Here is a 20,453-nt window from a genome sequence, read left to right as displayed (position 1 = left end):
GACGAGCCCCGCCCCCGTCAGCTCCCCCCGGAGGTCAACGTGAGCCCCGGCTCCCCACCCGCGTCCGCCACCCCCAGCACCGCGGTGAACACCCCCGCCCGCACCACGAGCCCGCCCCCCTCCCCCCGCTCACACACCACACCCAACGGCTCGGCAGCCACGGACCCGTACCGCACGGCGAACACGTCGAGCCCCTCCGGCGAGTCCGCCGAGGGCCCCACCTCCAGCGCGCTCGTCGTCCGCACATGCCGCCACCCGGCATCGGGATCCCCGTACCCCCGAGGATCCGCGGCCAGCCCGAACGCGGCGTCCTGCTGCGTCAGTTCGCTCCGCGCGTCGAAGGAATCCGCGGCACCCCGCCGCGGATGCGTCAGCCGCAGCTCACCGGCCGCCACGACCAGCGGGAAGTCGGCCACCCGCCGGAACCGGTCGCCGTCGGCGGTGACGTACGGCATCCCCGCGAGCAGATACCGCTCCCCGCCGAGCCGTTCGACGATCACGGTCATCCACAGCCGCGTCCCGTCCGTGACGTACAACGACCGCACGTGGCGCAGCACATGGTCCCGCCCGACGACGGGCTTGGTCACGAGCTTGGCCGCCAGTCCTCCGGCGCGATGGTCCGCGACCCGTACCGCGCCCATCGGACGGCACAGCAGGAAGCCGTCCGCGGCGAGGCCGACCACGGGCCCGAAACCGTGCTGCCGGTTGACGGCCGCCGCGATGAGCGCCGTACCGCCGGCCTCGATCACCGAGGGTGTCATCCGGTCGTCGAAGGACACCGTGACCGTGCCGGACCGCAGTTGGTGGCAGGCGGGAGTTGTGCTCGGGGCCCGGTGCCAGCCCGGGGTGTCCTGGATCTGCCAGACGAGCATGAACGCGAAGTGCCCGTCCACGCCTCCGTCGGCGCCGACCGCGTGCCGGCTCCAGCGCGCGTCCCCGGCGTACCGGCCGATGTCCGCGCCGATACGGCGCCCGAAGTACCGCAGTCCGAGCACCGACTCGAAGGCGGAGTGCTGCTCGCTGTAGCGCGGGCCGCCGAGGTCGAAGCCGCTGCCGCAGAGCCGCGCGTCGATGTAGCGGGCGAGCGTGTCGCCGTCCCGTGCGAAGACCTCCTCGCCGCTGACCCGGTGGGCCTGGGCGAGGAAGGACAGCGAGATCGGCCCGTAGTTGTTGTCGTACGCGCCCCCGTGCTCGGGAGGCAGGAGCGCGCCCCGGTCCCGTACACGCCGGGCGCGGATCTCGTCGAGGTACAGCCGCAGGGCCCGCTGCCGGACCGACTCCCCCTCCTCGGGCGGGAGATGGCGGGCGAGCATCAGGCCGCCGACCACACAGCCGATGGCCTGGTTCGCGGCGTCCTGCGGGCTGAAGACCGTGGCCTCGGTCAGCCAGCGCCAGTATCCGCCCGCCACGCCGAGGAGTTCGCGGTACTGCTCGTCGTCGACGAGTCCGCCGCGGGAGGCGTCCAGGACGTTGACGGCCTGGAGCAGCGCCCACACCGTGCTGGGCCAGTCCCCGATGGGATGCGCGCCGGGCTCCAGCACGTAACGGGCGTACGGGAGACCGGAGTCGCGTGCCGTCAGGTTCGGGTAGCCGGGGTTGTCCTCGGTGAAGACGCGCTCGCGCAGATGGAAGCCGAGACTGCGGCGCACGGCCTCCGGCAGGCGCGGGTCCTTGCTGCGCTGCCAGGCGAGCGCGAGCAGGGAGGTGATGCCGAGGGAGGTGTCGCCGATGTCCTCGCCGGCGGCCGGGTTCTCCAGGCTGCCCTCGGGGGTGAGACGGGCCAGGGCCGTCTCGGTGACACCGGCCAGGACGGCGTCGTACGCGGCCGGGTCGTCCGCGAGGTCGTGCAGCGGGCCGCGCTGGTGGGGGAGGTGCACGTACATCTAGCCCTTCATGCCGGAGGTGGCCAGGCCTTCCACGAGCCGCTTCTGGAAGATCAGGAAGCAGATGAGGGTGGGCAGGAGAGCGAGCGTCGACATGGCGAACATCGCGCCGTACGAGGAGCCGCTCGTCTGGTCCAGGAACAGGGTCAGACCGAGGGGGACGGTGAACTTGTCGTTCTGCTGGAGGTAGACGAGCTGGTGCAGGAAGTCGTCGTACGTCCAGATGAAGGTGAAGATCGTGGTGGTGATCAGCGCCGGTCGCATCAGGGGCAGGATGATCTTCCAGTAGATCTGGAAGGGGTTGGCGCCGTCCATCATGGCCGCCTGGTCCAGCTCGCGCGGGATGGACCGGATGAACTGGACCATGAGGAAGATGAAGAAGGCGTCCACCGCGAGGAACTTCGGCACGATCAGCGGCAGGAACGTGTTGATCCAGGTCAGGTTGTAGAAGATCGTGTACTGCGGGATCAGCACGGCCTGCGTGGGCAGCATCAGCGTGCCGAGCATGAGCCCGAACCAGATCTTCTTGCCGCGGAACTCGAAGCGCGCGAAGGCGTAGGCGGCCAGCGAGCAGGAGATGACGTTCCCGATCACCGCGCCGATCGTGACGATCAGCGAGTTGGTGATGTAGAGGGAGAAGGAGTTGCCGGAGCCGCTCCAGCCCTCGGAGTAGTTCTCCGGCCGGAGCGAACCGGGGATGAGGCCGGGCTGGGTGAAGATCTCGGTGTCGGGCTTGAGCGAGCTGCTCAGCATCCACAGCAGCGGATAGAGCATGACGATGGCCACGCCGATGAGCACGGTGTGGATGAAGACGCGGCGCGATCCGGTGGCCGAGCGCAGCTTGCGCAGGGGCGGCCTCGCGCCGCGCGGCGGCGACTTCGAGGGCCGGGTCGGGGTGATGGCGGACATGGGATGGAAGGCTCCTCGCTCGGACGTCGGTCCGGCGTCGGTCTGACGTCGGTCGTCGGTCGTCGTCGGACGTCAGTCGTCGTAGTGGACCCAGTAGCGGCCGGCGATGAAGTTGACCGCCGTGAAGCCCGCGATGACCAGGAACAGCACCCAGGCCAGCGCCGAGGCGTAACCCATCTGGAGGTCGGTGAAGCCCTTCTTGTACAGGTAGAGGCTGTACAGCATGGTCGAGTTGAGGGGACCGCCGGAGCCGTTGCTGATGACGAAGGCCGGGGTGAACGTCTTGAACGCGTCGATGATCTGCAGGACCACGTTGAAGAAGACGATCGGTGTCAGCAGCGGCAGGGTGATCCTGAAGAACCGGGTGACGGGCGTGACGCCGTCGATCGCCGCCGCCTCGTACACGTCCTTCGGCAGTTGCTTCAGGCCGGCCAGGAAGATGACCATCGGGGTGCCGAACTGCCAGACGGCGAGCAGGATCAGCGTGTAGATCGCGGTGTCGGGGCTGGAGATCCAGTCCTGGCCCTCGATGCCGAACCAGGCGAGGAAGTCGTTGAAGAGGCCGTCGCCGCCGAAGACCTGCCGCCACACGATGGCGACGGCCACCGCGCCGCCGAGCAGGGACGGCAGATAGAAGGCCGCCCGGTACAGGCCGATGCCCCGCAGGTCGCGGTTGAGCAGCATCGCCACCCCGAGGGCGAGGGCGAGCTTCAGCGGCACCGACACGACGACGTACAGCAGCGTGGCGTGCACCGAGTCCCAGAAGACCGGGTCCTCGGTGAACATCTTGTCGTAGTTGTCCACCCCGACCCACCGTGCGGGCGTCAGCAGGTCGAAGTCGGTGAAGGACAGGTACAGCGAGGCCAGCATCGGATAGACGGTCAGCCCGAACAGGCCGACGAACCAGGGGGCCAGGAAGGCGTACGGCCACCAGCCGCCGCCCCGCCGTCTGGCGAGGCGGCGGCGCATCCGGTCACGCTCCCGCCGGTCGGACGGGGTCACGGGAGCGGCCTGCTCCTCGACGGCCTCGTCGCTCTTCGCGGTGGTCATACTCATCTCCCCGGCCCTTCCCGGTCTTTCGAGCGCCCCTTGGGGGCGCGGGGAACCGCGCGACCAGCCACCGCGGACCCGCAGCTTCGAACAGCCCCGCCCCCGGCGGCGCTAGCCTTCAAGAATCCCGGCCGACTGGTCGAAGAACGCCCCGAGCTGCGCCTTGATCGACTTTTTGCCGAAGGCCACCGCCAGGTTCGACTGGAACAGCAGGTCCCAGATCTGGTCGGCTCCCTGCGGCGGAGGCGCGGGCGCCGCGAGCGCGTCGCTCGCCCTGCCGACCCGCTGCGCGACGTAGTCCGCGTTGGCCATGTTGAGCTTGTCCGTCTCGGTGAGTCCCGAGGCGATCAGCCCGCGCGCCTTCTCCGTCGGCGGAATGCCCCGCAGCAGTTGCATGTCCTTGATGGCGGTGGCGTCCTGGGCGAAGTACGACATGATCTTCACCGAGTCGGCGACCTTCTTGCTGGCCTTCGTCGCGCTGAGCAGCACACCGCCGTTGACGAAGTTGCCCTCGCGGGCCCCTGAGAAGTCGCCCTGCGGAGTGGGCAGGAAGTCCAGCTGCGCGTCGGTGATGGAGCCGCCCGCGCCGTAGACGCCGGAGTCGAAGGTGAACAGCGCCTTGCCGATGACGACCGCGTTCTTGGTGAGGTCGTTGTGCGCGGCCGAGGTGATCGCCGGCGGCGGAGAGGCGTTGACCTTGCGCATCTCGGCCCAGTACTCCCACCACGCCTGGAGGGTGTCGGGGGTGAAGCCGAGCTTCTTGCCGTCCTCGGTGAAGAAGGTCTCGCCGTTCTCGCGGGCGAAGACCTCGAAGCACTGGAGGGTGGAGCCGCCGCCGTCGTCGACGCCGTAGATCTTGCCGCCGCTCTTCTTGTGGACGTCGGTGCCGATCTTCTTCAGGTCGGCCCAGGTCCATTCGCGGTCGGGCAGTTCCAGGCCGAGCTTCTCCAGACCCGTGCGGTTGACGGTGAGCTGGTTGACGCCGATGCCTGACGGGACGCCGTAGAGCTTGCCGTCGACGGTGCCGGCGGCGAGGAGGGTCTTGGAGAAGCCGGTGAGGTCCAGGCTCTTGCCGACGTACGAGTCGATCGGGGCGAGGACACCTTTGCGGGCGTACTGCGCGACCAGCGCGGTGTCCATCTGCAGCAGGTCGGGGGCGCTGCCGCCGGCGATGTTGGTGTTGAACTTGTCGAAGTACCCGTCGTAGCCGGAGTAGGTCGGCCGGATCTTGATCTTCGGGTTCTTCTTCCGGAAGGCGGCCAGCACCTTCTTGTAGGCCGCGTGCCGGTCGTCGCTGCCCCACCAGATCATGGTCAGGTCGCTGTTGGTGCTGCCGGCGCCGGTGCCTCCGCTGCAGGCGCTCAGCGAGGTGCCGAGTGCGCCGGCGGCTGCGATGCCGCTCGCGGAGCGGAACAGGGTTCTGCGCGAGATCTGGTGACCCACCGGGTCCTCCTGGAGGTGCGTAACGGATCCCCCGGCCGTCGGGCGGCCCGGGTCTTTGTCCCTGAGGTGGGGCCTTCCGGCGTGCGGCCTCGCCCGGCCGCATCGCTCCGACGAGTGGGGGTCCCCGGCCCGGAGCCTCAGCCGCACGAGCGCGCCCTCGCACGGCTGCCGTACGTCGCGTACGGCGGGACGCCTCACCCAGGGCCGGGTCCCGCCGACCATGGAAAGCGCTTGTCCGGACATTGGCAGACCCGTGGCTGAACCGTCAATGCTTGACTCGCACCCCACCGGTCACGGTTTCGATTCCATGGGCGACGGCGAGGCGGCTCGCACCGGCCACGGTGCCGCTGTCGCCGACCATGCTGCTGACCACCTCGGTGGGCCAGCTGAGCCGCGCCAGCTCCTCCCGTACACCCGGCAGGAGCTGCGGGAACGCGCCGACGGCGCCACCCAGCACGATCAGCCCCGGGTCCAGTACCGCGACCACCGCGGCGGCCAGCCGGCCGATGTCGGCGGCGTGCCGGCCGACCACGGAACGGGCCGTGGAATGCCCCTCCTCGGCGAGGGCGAAGAGCCGCTCGGGAGTACGGGGGCAGGGTCCGTCGGCGCCGTCCGCGTCCCGCCAGGCGTCCGCGGCCCTGTCCAGCAGCGAACGGGAGCCCATCCGCTCCTCCAGGGCCTCCCGGCGCGGTTCGCGGCCGTCGTCCCACGGGTAGGGCAGCCGGGCCAGCTCGCCCGCGGCGCCGTTCGCGCCGCGCAGCACCCGGCCGCCGATGACGATGCCGAGGCCGATGCCCACCCCGATCCGCAGATAGCCGAACGAGTCGCGGGCGCGGGCGGCACCCTGGTGCAGTTCGGCGAGCGCGGCGCAGTTGACGTTGTTCTCCAGGTGGACGGGGACGTCCTTCGGCAGCGCGACGGCCATGGCGTCGAAGGCGGGGCCGGCCTTCGCGGTCGCGGGGCGCATCCCGGTGCCGTCCCGGTCGCGGGCGGTGACGTCTCCCACGGCGACGACGACGGCGCGCAGCGGGGCTCCGGCGGGCAGGGCGCGCAGGGCCGCCCGGACCGTGTCCGCGGAGTCCGCCCGGGGGCCGGTGCCCCGGGCCAGCAGGGTGCCGTCCAGGGCGCAGCCGCGTACCTGGGTGTGGGTGGGGCCGAGATCGACGGCGAGCACGGCGCCCGCGGCCGGGCCCAAGGCGTAGACGGCGGCGGAGCGGCCGGTGCCGCCCGAGGCGGTGCCGGAGCAGGCCGCGAGCCCGGCGCCCTCCAGTTCGGCCACCGCGGTGGAGACGGTCGGTTTGGACAGACCCGCGCCGGCCGCCAGCTGGGGGCGGGTGGCGGTGCCCGACGCGGCCAGTACGGCGAACACCGCGCGGGCGCTCTCGCTCAGGTTCATGCTCTCCCTCAGGTCGTGCCGCGGCGGTCCGCTCATGCCGCGGCGGTCTGCCGCTCGGGTCTGTCCGGACCTCGTCGCAACCGTTGTACGGCATGGGTTCCACAACCCTTGACGCACCCTACTTCGTTAGTTAACTTCCTAACGAACTCGTGCGGTACTCGCCTGCCGCACTCCCCCCGAAGCCCGTCCCGGGGCTTCCCTAGACGCTGTTCAGCAGGCACGGTTCGCCCGGCGTCCGCTCGGCCTGCGCGCACCGCGTGCCGCGCCGTGGCGCTCGGAGTGCCTGGAGTGCCCGGAGCCCCGCCCGGGGCGTGGCGTCCAAGAGCGCGCCCGATGCCTGCGCGCGGTGAGGCGGCTGCGGGTGCCGCCGGTGGAGGGGGCCGTCGCACCGGCCCGAGCTCTGCCGTGAGGCCCCGCGGGCGCCGAGTTCGTACCGCCGCCGCCCGTCATGACTTCGGCACGACCAGAAGGAGAGGCACCTCCATGCCCGGTGTGCACCCCCGTCCCCCCGGCGGCAGAACCGGTACCCATGTCGATACCGATACGGGTACGGGTACGGGTAGCGGCACCCGTGCCGGTGTCGGCCGGCGTGGGTTCCTGCGCGGGTCCGTCGGCGTCTCCGCCGGACTGATCGCGGCCCCCGCGGTCGCGGCGTGGCCCGCCACCGCGGCGGCGGCGACGAACACGACCGCCGCCTTCGTGGACGCGTACACCACGAACGTCGTCGGCAACGTCACCTCCGACACCAACGCGGCCGTGCACATCCTCGACGGCTTCGCGCGCCTCTGGAAGACGGGCGCCGCCTGGGACACCGGCACCCCCCTGCTGCCCGAGGTCCTGCGCGCCAACATGCGCTACTGCGCCCGCGTCACCGCGCGCCGCACCGAGGCCGAGGCGCGCACCGCCTTCGTCCAGGACCGACAGCACCAGAGTTACGCGGTGATCGCCGGCCTGGGCCCGCTCGCCGACCTGTACCGGAGCGGGGCGAAGGCCGTCACCGGTATCACCTCGGCGCCGGACGGCGTTCCGGCGGGCCGGATCAACGACACGCTCCCGGCCGACGCGCCCGCGGGCTCCGCGCTGGGCGCCGGTTCGCACAGCTCGGACCTCGGCAGGGTGGCCGAGCTGGTCGACACGGTGCGCGGTCCGTTCGCGTCGAGCAACCCCTCCAAACTCGCCTACCAGTACCCGCGTCCATGGCGGATGACCGAGGACAGCCGGATCGTCGCCACGGGCACGACCGACGAACTGGGCTTCCCCGTCTACGCGTCCGACGTCGTGGTGGTCCCCCAGCTGCTGAGGCAGCGCGGCACCGACCCGGCCGACGACGGCGGTTTCACCAGCGGCCACACGAACGCCTTCTACCTCGCGGCCCTGTCCCTGGCGTACGCGGTCCCCGAGCGGTTCCAGGAGTTGGTGGCCCGGGCCTCCGAACTCGCCCACACCCGCATCGTGTCGGGCATGCACTCCACCGTCGACGTGGTGGGCGGCCGGGTCCTCGCGACGGCTCTCGCGGCGGCGGCGCTCGCCGATCCCGCGAACGCCGGCCTGAAGGCGGCGGCCCGCGCCCAGGCCGCGGCGTACTTCCGGGAGCGGACCGGTTCGACCGCGGACACCCTCTACGCCTACGCGCATTCGGCGGGCCCGGACACCGACCCGTACGCGGACCGTGCCGCCAACAGGGCAGCGGTGGAGCCCCGGTTGACGTACGTGCTGCCCAGGCGGTCCGCGCACGACCGCATGAGCGTGCCGAAGGGCGCCGAGGTGCTGCTGGAGACGCGGCTGCCCTATCTCTCCGCGGTCCAGCGGCGCGAGGTGCTGCGCACGACCGCGCTGCCCGCCGGCTACATCCTGCTGGACGGCTTCGAGAAGTGGGGGCGGCTGAACCTCTTCGCCGCCGCCGACGGGTACGGGGCCTTCGACACCGACGTGCGTGTCACGCTGGACGCCGCGGCCGGGGGCTTCGGCGCCGCCGACACCTGGCGCAACGACATCGGCGGCCGGGGCGCGCTCGTCAAGCGCGGCAGCGGGACGCTGTGCCTGGCCGGCGCCAACGAGTACACCGGCGGCAGCACGCTGGCGGAGGGTGTCCTCGCGACCGCCTCGGCCTCCGCACTGGGACACGGTGACGTACGGGTCGCGGGCGGGACCCTGCGGGTGACGTCGCCCCTGCGGGTGCGGGGCGCGTACGCCCAGGCGGCCGGTACGACGCTGGAGGTGACGCTCGCGGGTGACGGCGCGCCGGCGCTCACGGTGGACCGCAGGATGCTGCTCGGCCGGGGCGGCCGGCTCGTCGTCCACCTCGGCGGGTCGTACCGTCCGCGGCGGGGCACGGCCCTTCCCGTGATCGCGGCGCGGTCGCTGCGGGGGCGGTTCGCCGAGGTCGTGGTGGACGGGGTCCGCGCCGAGGCGGTCCGCACGGCGGGCGGGCTGTCGGTCCGGGTGTCCTGAGCGGTCGCCTCGCCCGGCCGCTTCGCGGCACCTGCGCGTTTGCCGGCCGCGCGCGCCGCGACGCGGTCTCAGTGGCCCTCCATCGCCCATGCCCGGGCGCCGGTGGAGCGGGCCCCGGGCGCGGTCGGTGCGGTGGGCGCGGCCAGCCAGTCGGCGACCGCGGCGGCGATCGGCTGCCCCGACTCGATCTGTACGAAGCCGAACTGGCCCGACTGGTTGCACTCCAGGAACCACCACAGCCCCTCGGCGTCCTCGGCGAAATCGAAGGCTCCGTAGGCCAGTTGCGCCTCGCGGAGGTAGGTGCGGATCCCGGCGGCGACGGACGACGGGGTGTCCACCGGCTGCCAGGGGGCGTCCGAGACCGCGAACCGGACGTCCACCTCGTCGGGGTCGGCGTCCGGGGCGACCGTCTTGCGCGCGGCGAACAGCCGGTCGCCGACGCAGGTCAGCCTGATGTCGGCCCGCTTGGCCACCCGCCGTTGGAGCAGGGTGGGGCCGTAGGCGACGGCCGCGAAGTCCGCGTCGGGTGCGACCCGGCTGGTGGGGACCGCCCTGGGTGGCTCCTGCGGGTGCGCGCCCGACACCGGCTTGACCACGAGATCCGGGAAACGGTCCGCGAAGTCACGGGCGGCCTGCGGGAACGTCGTGATCAGCGTGGCGGGTACGGGCAGTCCGCAGCGCTGCGCCAGGGACAGCTGCCAGGGCTTGTGACGGGCCCGGCGGGCCGCGTCGGGGTGGTTCATCCAGCGTGCGTCGGTGGACCGCAGCATGCCGTAGAGCGCCTGGGCGGACTCCTCGGTCAGCCAGTCGGAGGGCTCGGCGGCACGGCTCGCCGGCGCGCCGGGCCTGCGGACCCAGACGGACCGCAACCCGCTCATGCTCACCAGTCGGCCGCCGGCGGACAGATGCCCGCGAAAGCCGCCGCGCACATACTCGCCCGACAGGGCCACCGGGCCGGGCAGGTCCGCGGGATCGAGGCGGACGACCGGAACTCCGGTCCCGTCGAGCTCCGCCACCACCATGTCCGCGGTCACATCCTGTTCGCACGTCAGGATCAGAACCGTCATCGTCGGGGGTCCGGAATCAGTCGTCGAAGTGGGTCTTGGAGCCCGCTGTGGAAGTCGTGGACCCCAACTCCCGCAACACGGCGTAGTCATGCGCGGCCAGCCGCCCGTCCGGGAAGACGTTCAATTGCAGTCTGGAGTCATAGGCATACGGAGTGCTGACCTCCAACTGCTGGGCCGGACGGGCGTAGTTGAGCGCGAACGGTCGCATCGGTTCTCCTTGCTCGGTGCGGACCCGACGAAGCGGATCGTGACGCTCCGGCGTCACGTTACCTGGCGGATCCACGGGGCTTCCACGGAGATATACGAATCGAACTGGAGAATGGTTGCCTCACGCTGCGTAGTCATCGGACGGGTACGGTCCGTGACGTGACCCTGCCGTGCCGATCGTCCGCGCGCGGGACAGCCGTTCATCTCTGGAGACACCTCTGGAGACGCGGGTCCGAGAGTTACGGATCCGAGGTGGAGCCGCAGTTCAGCGCACTGACGCACACATTCCGCCGCCGCGCGCCGCGCGCGCCGGTGTGATGTCCCGGGGCGCGTGATGCGCGAGCACACCGGTTCACGAGCCCGCGGACAGGTCCGGCCGAGGCCGAGAATTTCATTCGGAGGACACCCCCCACACAGCTACTCCCGTAGCGCTTCCCGATCTCCACGCCTCTTCGCCGACCGCGCGCCGATATCCCTTTTCCGCCGCTTTCGGACCGTCAACCGGAGGCAGACATGGATCAGTTGCGGCAAGAAGGGGATCCGTCGGAGGTCGGTCCGGACCCGGCGGCCCCGGACCGTCTCGACCGGTTCTTCGCCCGTCGCGTGAACGACGGTTTTCTTTCCGGGTACCTCGTTTTCGCGACTCCTCACGGACGTGTTGCGCATCTCACGTCGTACGGTCCGCGGAACCGGCTTCCAGGTCCATGAGAGCGGTTCGGGCGACGGCCTCAGAATTCGCCGCCCGACCGCGGGACCGTCCCTGGGCGGGCGCTGCCGACGCGCACCGCGGGCCTGACCATCGGCGCCTGCCCCCGCAGTTCGAGCCGGGGAGCCGGGAGAACCACTCGGTCGCGACCGATGCGGCCGGCCGCCTACGTCGAGTGCCGCCGACAGGCTCAGGCGTCCGTCGTGAGCCTGAAGTCGATCCCGTCGCCCGCCAGTTCCGTGAGCCACCCCTCCGCGCGCCCGGGTGTCTCCGCCGCCCGGTTGAGGCCCGGTGGCAGGGTGCCCCGCAGGATCGCCCGCACGCCGGCCGACAGGGTGCGCGAGACGCATCGCGCCATCGCGCTCTCCTCCGCGTCCCCCACCAGGTCCAGGAGGTAGCGACCCGACCAGGTCCGCCCCGACCCGGCCCGTACGTCCAAGGTCACCGCGAGGACCACCCGGTCGCGGTCGGCGTCGGTGGTCGGGTAGCGGGCGGCCAGGTCATGGGCCAGCTCGGCGATCGCACTCGCACCGGCGTCTGCGTCCGCGAGGCGCGCGAAGACCGGCTGCCACGCCTCCAGCCAGCCGTCGAGGCGCAGGGTGCCGCGGACGAACGTCTGCGGCTTCCAGGCCGGCGGCAGCCCGTACTGCCCGACGAACGGGACGCTGTCGCGGTTCGGGTAGACCTCGAAGGACTCCCCGTCCACCACATGGGACCGGGTGGCCTCCCAGGGGCGCGGGGACTCGGGGGCGGGCAGCATGGAGACCACCACGTCCCCGGGGGCCGGTTCGGCGGTGAGGGCTCCCGGGGTGTACGCGCGGGGCTGGGCACGGCCGGTGAGGCCGAGCGCCGCCAGTGACTGTCCGGCCCTCTCGTCGGTGCGGCGCCACAGCCGCACGCGGTCGGCCGCCCCGCAGAGCGCGGCGAGCCCGCTGCCGGTGGACAGGCCCGCGCCGATCCAGTGCACGGTCCCGGAGGGCGGTACGGGGGAGGAATCAAGCATGGGCGTCGAGGTCGCGGCACGCCTGGGTGAACCGGTCCAGGCAGCGGCCCCACTCCCCGCCCGCCCCGAACTCCAGGAGCAGCGGTGTCAGCGCCGCCGAGAAATCCGTACTCGCCTCCTCGGGCAGCAGGGACGGCAGGTTGTCGATGGCGATGAGATCGAGGGCGGGTCGCTCGTGGAGCCGCCGGACGGGGTCCGCCCAGTCGGTGACGGTGTCGTAGACCGGCAGGACGTTGTACGGGGAGCCCACGTCGCAGGTCACGTCGCACACCGTGCGCAGTCGACGGTCCGGCTCGGCCAGGTCCTTGTCGGTGAGGAAGGGCGTGGAGGGGCCGGTGGTGAGCACCGTGTTCACCATCAACTCGTGTGCCAGCAGCGCCGGCCGGTCCAGGGCCCGGGTCTCGGGGAGGTCCCAGCAGGTGGGTTCGAGGCCCGCCTCGGCGAACGCCGCCCGGGCCCCGCGTCCGGAGCGGCCCAGCGCGCCGATCACCAGCGAGGCGAACCGTTCGTCGCCGGGGGCGGGGTGGAGTCCGTCGTCCAGTTCCTTCTTCGAGGTGGGCCGCAGGGGTGCCGTCAGTGCGCCCCGGTGGTGCAGGACCGCGAGGGCGGCGCCCACATAGCCCGCCCAGTAGCCGAAGGCGGCGAGCCTGCGGCCGTCCTCGTCCACCAGGTACTCCAGGTCGAAGAGGGTTCCGCCGCCCGCGACGAAGCGGCGCAGCAGTGCCCCGGCTCCGGGCTGCGCCTTGTACGCGTGCCCGAAGAAGATGTGCCGGTGCCGCAACTCCGCCGGCCCGTCGGGCCCGTCCGGCAGTTCCTTGAGGCCGACGATCACCGCGTCCGCCGGGGCCCCGGTCCAGGAGCCCGCCTCGACGACCCGGCAGCCGGCCGCCTCGTACGCCTCGGAGGGGAAGACGCGCTGCGGGGACTCCTCGACGGTGAGCGTCACGCCCGCCGCGACGAGCCGCCGGGCGTCGGACGGTGCGACCGGGGTGCGCCGCTCGGTCGTACGGGTCTCGTGGCGCAGCCACAGGTGCAGCTCGGTCATACGAGGTTGACCTCCGGTCTCGGGGCGTCGGCGGCGAACCGTTCGGCACGCAGCGGGGTGATGTCGACGAACGGATCGTGCCCCAGATACAGGTCGCGGACCACCTCTCCCACGGCGGGTCCCTGGAGGAAACCGTGCCCGGAGAACCCGGTCGCGTAGCGGAAGCGGGAGATCTGCTCTGACTCGCCGATCAGTGCGTTGTGGTCCGGGGTGATCTCGTACAGGCCTGCCCGGCCGCCCGTCCTGCGTACGTCGAGGAGGGCGGGGGCGCGGCGCTCCATGGACTCGTACGGACGCGGGATCCAGTGGGGCCTCGACAGCAGGAAGACGTAGCCGACGCGGTGCAGCCCGATGTCGTGGCCCGTCTCCTCCCCGAAACGGGCGAACGCCTCCAGGCTGCGGGCGCCGAGCCGGATGTTGAGCTCGTCGGAGAACTGCGCGCGGACGCCTCCCGCGGCGCGGGCAGTGGACCCGGAGGCGAGTTCGCCCCGCTCGACCAGCACCACGTCGGGTACGCCGCCCGCGCCAGGTGGCAGGTGGCAGGTGGCAGGTGGCAAGCGATGCTCGTGCCGATCACCCCGCCGCCGATGACGACGACTTCCGAGCGCTCCGGTACGGCGTTCATGGGCGCCGCGTTCCGAGGTCCGAGGTCGTTCCCCGTCCCTTCCCCACTCCGCGCCCATGTCGCCGCGTCCGGCGGGTCAGACCCGGTGGCCCACCACCGCGTCCAGGTGCGGCAGGTCGTGGTCCAGGCGCTCCCGCTTGGTGCGCAGGTAGGTGATGTTGTCGTCGCAGGGCGGGATCAGCAGGGGCACCTGCGCGTCGACCCGGATGCCGTTGCGGACCAACGCCTCACGCTTGCGCGGGTTGTTGGACATCAGCCGGACCGAGCGGACGCCGAGGTCGTGCAGGATGTCCGCGCCCACGCCGTAGTCACGGGCGTCCACGGGCAGGCCGAGCGCGAGGTTCGCCTCCACCGTGTCCAGGCCCTCCGACTGGAGCTTCATCGCCTGGAGCTTGGCCAGCAGACCGATGCCGCGGCCCTCGTGCCCCCGGAGGTAGATCAGGACGCCGCGGCCCTCCTCGGCGATCTCCCGCAGCGCGGTGGTGAGTTGCGGGCCGCACTCGCAGTGCCGGGACCCGAACGCGTCACCGGTCAGGCACTCGGAGTGCAGCCGGGTGAGTATTCCCTCACCCCGGGCGCCCCTGATGTCACCGTGAACCAGGGCCACTTGTTCGTCTCCGCGAGTACGGTCCAGGTAGCCGACGGCCTCGAAATCGCCGTACACAGTGGGCAGCGGAGAACTTACGACCCGCTCGACGCCTGCGGACTGGGATTCCCCGGCGAGTACGCCATCAATTTCTGTCATGATTCTGGTTCCTAAGCAGAGACGAAAGGTCGCGAGAACATGGTCAATTCGGACGGTTCGGAAATACGGCTCGCGGTGTCAGGGCCATTGCCGACGGACACCACGGAGGATGTGCGTACCCGAGGTGCCGGCGTTGCCCGGCAGGTCGCCGTGCTCCCCGTCGGCAGCTTCGAGCAGCACGGCCGGTATCTTCCGCTGTCGACCGACACGCTCGTGGCGTGTGCGATCGCCCGGGAGGTCGCTGCCGCATTCCCCGTTCATCTCCTTCCTCCGGTGACGATCTCCTGCTCCCACGAACACGCGGCCTGGCCGGGAACGGTGAGCATTTCCTCCGTGACACTCCATGCGGTGGTGCGGGACATAGCCGAATCGCTGCGCCGGTCGGGCGTGGACACACTCGTACTGATCAATGGTCATGGCGGCAATTACGTGCTGGGCAATGTCGTTCAGGAATCCTCCGCCGCCGGTGCTCGAATGGCTCTGTTCCCGGCGGTCGAGGACTGGGAAACGGCGCGAGAGGCGGCCGGGGTGGAGACCTCGCTGCTCACCGATATGCATGCGGGTGAAATCGAGACCTCCATTCTGCTGCACACCGCTCCGGAATATCTCAGGCCCGGTTACGAGACCTCCGACTTCGTCGCCGACGACCGTCGGCATCTGCTCTCCCTCGGTATGTCGGCCTATACCAGGTCCGGTGTCATCGGCCGCCCTTCGAGGGCGTCCGCCGAGAAGGGGAAGGGACTCCTCGCCTCGCTCGCCGACTCCTTCGGAGCGTACTTCTCCCTACTGACATCCGACCCCGCCGAACCCATCGAGCCCAGCGGCCCCGACAGCTCCGCCGGACCGCACTGAGCGTCCGGGTCGGGACCGGTGTCCGGGTCCGCCACGGTCGCCGCGCCGGCCGTCTCCCGTGTGCCGCGCAGTCCCAGGTACCAGCGCGCCACCAGGACGGCGACGCCGGGCAGGCTCGCGGCGAAGCTGAGGACTCCGTAGACGACGGCGACGGTCAGGCCCTGGGTGGCGCCCAGGCCCGCGGCGCCGAACGCCCAGGCGGTGACGCCCTCCCGGGGCCCCCAGCCGCCGACGTTCAGCGGCAGTCCCATGGCGATCAGGGCCAGCAGCGCCAGGGGCACCAACTCGACGGCGGACGCGGCCGATCCGGCCGCCCGGGCCGCGAGCAGGAACATCAGGACGTGGCCCGCGAGGACCACGGCTGACGAGAGCACCACGCCCGGCCAGCTCCCGCGGGCCAGCAGCGCCCCGCGGGCCTCGGTGAGCGCGTTCCGTACGGCCCGGTAGCGGCGGGAGGTGCGCGGCGCCCGGCCCCTGCCGCGGACGGCGCCCACGGTGACGACCCCGCACAGCGAGACGACCGCCAGCAGCGCGACGAGGTGCCGGGTCTGCGACAGGACAGGCGAGGGCTGGGTGAGCAGGACGGCCACGCCGACCGCGGCCAGGACGGCCTGTCCCGCGACCCGTTCGAGGACGACCGCGCGCACTCCGCGCCCCACGTCCCCGGCGCTCTGCCCGTGCCGTACCGCCCGGTGCACGTCCCCGAGGACGCCGCCGGGCAGCGCGGCGTTGAGGAACAGCGCGCGGTAGTAGTCGGCGACGGCCGCGCCCAGCGGCAGTTCGAGGCGCAGGCCCCGGGCCACCACGCACCAGCGCCAGGCGCTGAACACCGTGGTGAGCAGGCCGATGCCGAGCGCCGCGAGGAGAGTGACCCCGTCGATGCGGCGCAGGCCGTCCAGGAAGACTCCGGTGCCGAGACGCCAGGTCAGCACCGTGAGGATGACGACGCCGGCGATCGTGCCGAAGTGGGTGCGCAGGAACCGGACACCGGAGCGGGCGCCGCGCGTCCGGCCGCCGCGCCGAAGCTCCGCGGGTGCGCCGGGGTCCGCGTCGGAATGGATCCGCTCCGTCGCCTCGTCCGGGCCGCCGGCGCGGACCGCCGCCGACAGCTCCTCGTCCAGGTCGATCGGTGACCGCTCCTGGCGCGCCACGGTTCCCGCGCCCATCACACGCTCCCGGCCGGCCGGGCCAGCGCGAGCAGATCGCTGTGGTGGACCACCACGGTCAGCTCCCCCGCCGCGCAGGCCGCGAGACGCTCACGCAGATACGTCTCTGCCCGTGCGGCCAGTTCGGGCCGCTGCTCGACGGCCGCGCCGACCCAGCCGCGCAGCCACTCCGCCGTCAGCGCGGACTCGTCGCGGCCGAGGTGCCAGGCGCTGGGGTGAACCCGTACCGTCGCGCCGTGCCCGGAGAAGGCGTCGCAGGCCGCGCTGACGGCCTCGGGGCCGAGCAGGCCCCCGCGCCGCTGGTGGTCGTTGAACGCCTCGGCGATCTCGGCGTCCAGCGGGTCGGCCGGGGTGAGTTCGACCCGGCCCGCCACCGAGAGGGTGAGCAGGGCGGGGCAGTTGGCTCCGGCGCAGGCCGCGGCCAGGGCGTCGATCTCGTCGGCGGTGAGGACGTCGAGGAGTGCGGAGGCCGTCACCAGGGAGGCTCCGGCCAGGGCGTCGGCGGTCAGCCGGCCGACGTCGCCGCGCTGGGTCTCCACCGTCACCCGGCTGCCGTCGGCGGCCGACCGGGGCGAGCCGACGGCCGCGAAGTGCAGCAGGTAGGGGTCCCGGTCGTGCAGCACCCAGTGCTGGGGTCCGTCGAGCCGGGGCGCGAGCCAGCGTCCCATGGATCCGGTGCCGCAGCCGAGGTCGTGGATGACGAACCCGCCCGGCCGTCCCGGCAGGTTGGCGAGCCTGATCCGCAGCGGATCGAGCAGCTCGGACGCCCGGGCAGAGGCGTCGGCGGCCTCCCGCAGCTGGAGCCACTCGGGGGCGTAGCGGGTGGTGTCGTCGACGGCCTCGCCGCGGGTGCGGTCGCCCAGCCGAATCGTTCCTGTGTCCCGTGCGCGCTCCCCCGTCCCCGGGCCCTCCACCGACGCCGTGCTCGTACCGACGCCCGTACTCGTGCTCGTACCGGTGCTCGTGTTCGTACCGGTGCTCGTGTTCGTACCGGTATCGGTACTCGTGCTTGTGCCGCTCATGCCGCCCCCCTCCTTGCCTCGCTCTTCAATCGCCCCATGACACCCGACAGACTCCGGGCCGTGGCGGCCCAGCCGCCCAGCGACGCCCGGCGGGCCCGCGCGGCGGCCTTGAGGCGCCGGCGTACGTCTGCCTCACCGAACCAGCCGCGCAGCTCCGCGGCCAGGGCCGCGGGGTTCTCCGGCGGGACGAGCAGACCGGGCACCCCGCCGTCGGGGGCGCGTCCGACCGCCTCGGGGAGACCGCCGACGTCCGTGGCCAGTACGGGGATTCCGCGGGCCAGCGCCTCGGTGACGGCCATGCCGTAGGTCTCGGCGTAGGAGGTGAGGACCATCAGGTCGGCGGAGGCGTAGCTGGCGTCGAGTGCGGCACCTGACCTGGGTCCGGCCAGCTCCAGCCGGTCGCCGAGGCCGTGCTGGTCGATCTGGGCCCGCAGCAGGTCCACGTACTCGGGGTCGTGGTCGAGGCCGCCGACGAGGGCGCAGGTCCAGGGCAGGTCGGTGACGGTGGCGAGGGCCTCGATGAGCCGGTGCTGCCCCTTGCGCGGGGTGACCGAGGCGACGCACAGCAGTCGGGAGACGCCGTCGGTGCCGGGGGCGAGGGGCGCGATGTCGGCGCCCGGGGTGGCGACATGGACGCGGTCCGGCGCGAGGCCGTGGTGGGCGACGAGTCTGCGGGCCGCCCACTCGCTGGTGGCCACGACGGCCGGCACGGCACGCAGGGTGTGGCGTTCCCGGGCGTCGAGGTCCGCGGCGACCTCGGGCGTGAGCCCGGTCTCGTCGCCGAGCGGCAGATGCACGAGGACGACCAGCCGCAGCCGTTCGGCCTCCGGGACGATGACCTCGGGGACCCCGCAGGCGACGATCCCGTCGAGCAGGACGACCGTGCCGTCGGCCAGCTCCGCGAGGGTGCGGGCCAGTTCGTCGCGGGCCGCCGCCTCGGGCCGGGGCCAGCTACCGTCGACCGCGTGCTTGTGCACCTGCCAGCCGAAGCCGGGCAGGTCGAGGCTGACGCGGGCGTCGTAGACGTTGCCGCCGCTCGGCATGGTCGTGTCGTTGACTCCGCCGGGCATCACGAAGTGCATGGCGCGCAGGGACATGGGGATGATGTCGGCGTAGGAGCTCACAGGGCACGCTCGTAACTCGCCCAGGCGATGTGCGACTCGTGCAGGGTGACCGTGATGCCGGCCAGCCCGCGGGCCCCTTCGCCCAGTGCTCCCTTTTCCACTCGCTCGGCGAGGCGGTCGGCGACGACCTTCGCCAGGAACTCCGTGGAGGTGTTGGTGTCGGCGAAGACCGGCTCGTTGTCGAGGTTCCGGTAGTTCATCTCGGCCACCACCTCCCCCAGTTCCCTGGTGGCCAGTCCGATGTCGACGACGATGTTGTCGTCGTCCAGCTCGGCGCGGCGGAACGTGGCGTCCACGAGGAACGTCGCTCCGTGCAGTCGCTGCGCGGGTCCGAAGACCTCGCCACGGAAGCTGTGGGCGATCATCAGGTGATCGCGGACGGTGATGCTGAACAACGGACGACCCTCCAGGTGCGGTGCGTCTGACCCCTCTGCCGGGGCGTGCCGTGTAGTACGGCCGGTCCGTTCTCCGTGTTCACAGGGTTCGGGTCGGAGTTTCGGACACGTTCACCGGGACAGGGGTGCCAGCGGGACGTGTGGTGCGAACTTGATTACCGGCGTTGGGTTTTGGCTACTCGGTGTGCGGACGTGACCGCTTACGGGCGGAATGGGACAGCTACGGGCGGAGTGTGACAGTGGTTCCGGCTCAGGACGAGGTCGTACTCGGGTCCGCGTCGACCTCGGGTCCGCGTCGTCCTCGGGTCTACGGCTTCCTCGGGTCGGCGTCGTAGCGCACCAGGTGGCACATCGCGGTCGTCTCGCCGGTGGTGAGCCCGGCCATCGCCCCGGGCAGGTCCTCGAAGGCGCACTCGCCCGTGATCAGGGCGTCGAAGGCGGGGTCGGCGAGGAGTTCCAGGGCGAGGGCGAGCCGGTCGGCGTAGGTGCGGCGGGAACTCCTGGCGGGCGAGACGGAGCCGACCTGGCTGCTGCGGACGGTGAGGCGGCGGGAGTGGAACGCCTCACCGAGCGGCAGGGTGACCTTCCGGTCGCCGTACCAGCTCAGTTCGAGGACCGTCCCTTCAGGGGCGAGGAGTTCGAGCGCGCGGGAGAGCCCGGCCTCGGTGGCGCTCGCGTGGACGACCAGGTCGCGGTCCCCGGCGGCGTCCTGCGGGAGCGCGAAGTCGATGCCCAGGGCCCGTGCGATCTCCTCGCGCGCCGGGTCGGCGTCGACCAGCTGGACGCGGGCGGCGGGGTACCGGGCCAGCAGCGCGGCGACGCTCGCGCCGACCATGCCCGCCCCGACGACGGAGATCCGGTCGCCGATCAGGGGGGCCGCGTCCCAGAGGGCGTTGACGGCGGTCTCCACCGTGCCGGCCAGCACGGCACGCGAGGCGGGCACGTTCTCGGGCACGGGGGTGACGGCGCTCGCGGGGACGACGTAGCGGCTCTGGTGCGGATAGAGACAGAAGACGGTCCGTCCGAGGAGTTCGGCGGGACCCTCCTCCACCGTTCCGACGTTCAGGTAGCCGTACTTGACGGGTCCGGGGAAGTCGCCCTCCTGGAAGGGCGCCCGCATGGCGGTGTACTGGCTCTCCGGGACCCCTCCGCGGAAGACGAGCGTCTCCGTGCCGCGGCTCACACCGGAGAAGAGCGTGCGGACCACGACCTCCCCCTCGGCGGGTTCCGGCAGGTGGGTGTCCCGGAGTTCGCCACGGCCGGGAGAGCTGAGCCAGAAGGCGCGGGCGGAGCGGTCCATTCGGCATCCTCCTGAGTGGTTCATGTGAATCGGCTGAGCGAACGGGCTGAACGATCGGGCGGCG

Annotated in this window: 16 protein-coding genes and 2 pseudogenes; 2 read left to right on the top strand and 16 right to left on the bottom strand. The window is 72.0% G+C overall.

Annotation, left to right across the window (positions count from 1 at the left end; genetic code table 11):
* Nucleotides 1-17: 17 nt before the first annotated feature.
* The 5 genes from K3769_RS33340 to K3769_RS33320 form a co-directional block, all read right to left on the bottom strand.
* Nucleotides 18-1,877 carry a hypothetical protein gene (locus K3769_RS33340; protein ID WP_267031640.1) on the bottom strand — a complete coding sequence of 620 codons (1,860 nt, stop codon included), beginning with the start codon at nt 1,875-1,877 and terminating at the stop codon, nt 18-20.
* A 6-nt stretch (nt 1,878-1,883) separates the two neighbouring features.
* Nucleotides 1,884-2,792 (bottom strand): carbohydrate ABC transporter permease, encoded by a 909-nt coding sequence (locus K3769_RS33335; RefSeq protein ID WP_267029964.1) that lies wholly within the window; start codon nt 2,790-2,792, stop codon nt 1,884-1,886.
* Nucleotides 2,793-2,864: 72 nt separating this feature from the next.
* Nucleotides 2,865-3,842: a carbohydrate ABC transporter permease gene (locus tag K3769_RS33330; RefSeq protein ID WP_267029963.1), complete on the bottom strand. Its 978-nt coding sequence runs from the start codon at nt 3,840-3,842 to the stop codon at nt 2,865-2,867.
* A gap of 111 nt (nt 3,843-3,953) precedes the next feature.
* Complete coding sequence (locus tag K3769_RS33325) at nt 3,954-5,285, bottom strand: ABC transporter substrate-binding protein (RefSeq protein ID WP_267029962.1); 1,332 nt, start codon at nt 5,283-5,285, stop codon at nt 3,954-3,956.
* A gap of 265 nt (nt 5,286-5,550) precedes the next feature.
* A complete protein-coding gene (locus K3769_RS33320) occupies nt 5,551-6,681 on the bottom strand; it encodes an ROK family transcriptional regulator (protein WP_267031639.1) in 1,131 nt (376 codons plus the stop codon).
* Between the two features lie 483 nt (nt 6,682-7,164).
* Here K3769_RS33320 and K3769_RS33315 point away from each other — a divergent pair, with 483 nt between their 5' ends.
* On the top strand, nt 7,165-9,132 hold the full coding sequence (locus K3769_RS33315) for a phosphatase PAP2 family protein (RefSeq protein WP_267029961.1): 1,968 nt from the start codon (nt 7,165-7,167) through the stop codon (nt 9,130-9,132).
* A gap of 68 nt (nt 9,133-9,200) precedes the next feature.
* Here the strand turns inward: K3769_RS33315 and tgmB are convergent, their stop codons facing one another.
* The 6 genes and pseudogenes from tgmB to ribA form a co-directional block, all read right to left on the bottom strand.
* Nucleotides 9,201-10,199 carry an ATP-grasp ribosomal peptide maturase gene (gene tgmB, locus K3769_RS33310; RefSeq protein WP_267029960.1) on the bottom strand — a complete coding sequence of 333 codons (999 nt, stop codon included), beginning with the start codon at nt 10,197-10,199 and terminating at the stop codon, nt 9,201-9,203.
* A 16-nt stretch (nt 10,200-10,215) separates the two neighbouring features.
* On the bottom strand, nt 10,216-10,407 hold the full coding sequence (gene tgmA / locus K3769_RS33305; RefSeq protein ID WP_267029959.1) for a putative ATP-grasp-modified RiPP: 192 nt from the start codon (nt 10,405-10,407) through the stop codon (nt 10,216-10,218).
* 895 nt (nt 10,408-11,302) lie between these two features.
* On the bottom strand, nt 11,303-12,115 hold the full coding sequence (locus tag K3769_RS33300) for a saccharopine dehydrogenase C-terminal domain-containing protein (RefSeq protein ID WP_267029958.1): 813 nt from the start codon (nt 12,113-12,115) through the stop codon (nt 11,303-11,305).
* Entirely contained in the window at nt 12,108-13,160 is a 1,053-nt protein-coding gene (locus K3769_RS33295; RefSeq protein ID WP_267029957.1) for a saccharopine dehydrogenase, read from the bottom strand. The genes K3769_RS33300 and K3769_RS33295 overlap by 8 nt, the downstream gene beginning before the upstream one ends.
* Nucleotides 13,157-13,785: pseudogene (locus K3769_RS33290) on the bottom strand (FAD-dependent oxidoreductase). The gene K3769_RS33295 and the pseudogene K3769_RS33290 overlap by 4 nt, the downstream one beginning before the upstream one ends.
* A 76-nt stretch (nt 13,786-13,861) precedes the next feature.
* Complete coding sequence (gene ribA / locus K3769_RS33285; protein ID WP_267029956.1) at nt 13,862-14,530, bottom strand: GTP cyclohydrolase II; 669 nt, start codon at nt 14,528-14,530, stop codon at nt 13,862-13,864.
* Nucleotides 14,531-14,569: 39 nt separating this feature from the next.
* On the opposite strand from ribA, the gene K3769_RS33280 reads away from it, so the two are divergent.
* The gene (locus K3769_RS33280) at nt 14,570-15,382 is read left to right on the top strand and encodes a creatininase family protein (RefSeq protein WP_308216414.1); all 813 of its coding nucleotides are present in this window, start codon (nt 14,570-14,572) and stop codon (nt 15,380-15,382) included.
* A 173-nt stretch (nt 15,383-15,555) separates the two neighbouring features.
* Here the strand turns inward: K3769_RS33280 and K3769_RS33275 are convergent.
* The 5 genes and pseudogenes from K3769_RS33275 to K3769_RS33255 form a co-directional block, all read right to left on the bottom strand.
* A pseudogene (locus tag K3769_RS33275) lies at nt 15,556-16,548 on the bottom strand (lysylphosphatidylglycerol synthase transmembrane domain-containing protein); the annotation flags it as partial.
* Nucleotides 16,548-17,570 (bottom strand): class I SAM-dependent methyltransferase, encoded by a 1,023-nt coding sequence (locus K3769_RS33270; protein WP_267029954.1) that lies wholly within the window; start codon nt 17,568-17,570, stop codon nt 16,548-16,550. The gene K3769_RS33270 and the pseudogene K3769_RS33275, both read right to left, overlap by 1 nt.
* Nucleotides 17,567-18,667: a glycosyltransferase family 4 protein gene (locus K3769_RS33265; protein WP_267031638.1), complete on the bottom strand. Its 1,101-nt coding sequence runs from the start codon at nt 18,665-18,667 to the stop codon at nt 17,567-17,569. Before K3769_RS33265 ends, K3769_RS33270 begins: the two co-directional genes overlap by 4 nt.
* Nucleotides 18,668-18,690: 23 nt before the next feature.
* Nucleotides 18,691-19,089, bottom strand: a complete 399-nt coding sequence (locus K3769_RS33260) for a 6-pyruvoyl trahydropterin synthase family protein (RefSeq protein ID WP_055513514.1) — start codon at nt 19,087-19,089, stop codon at nt 18,691-18,693.
* A 307-nt stretch (nt 19,090-19,396) separates the two neighbouring features.
* Nucleotides 19,397-20,389 carry a zinc-dependent alcohol dehydrogenase gene (locus K3769_RS33255; RefSeq protein WP_267029953.1) on the bottom strand — a complete coding sequence of 331 codons (993 nt, stop codon included), beginning with the start codon at nt 20,387-20,389 and terminating at the stop codon, nt 19,397-19,399.
* Nucleotides 20,390-20,453 lie beyond the last annotated feature (64 nt).

The organism is Streptomyces ortus (genome assembly GCF_026341275.1).
Lineage (GTDB): Bacteria > Actinomycetota > Actinomycetes > Streptomycetales > Streptomycetaceae > Streptomyces > Streptomyces ortus.
The sequence above is the reverse complement of the archived record's forward strand: the minus strand, read 5'-3'. Positions and strand labels throughout refer to the sequence as shown.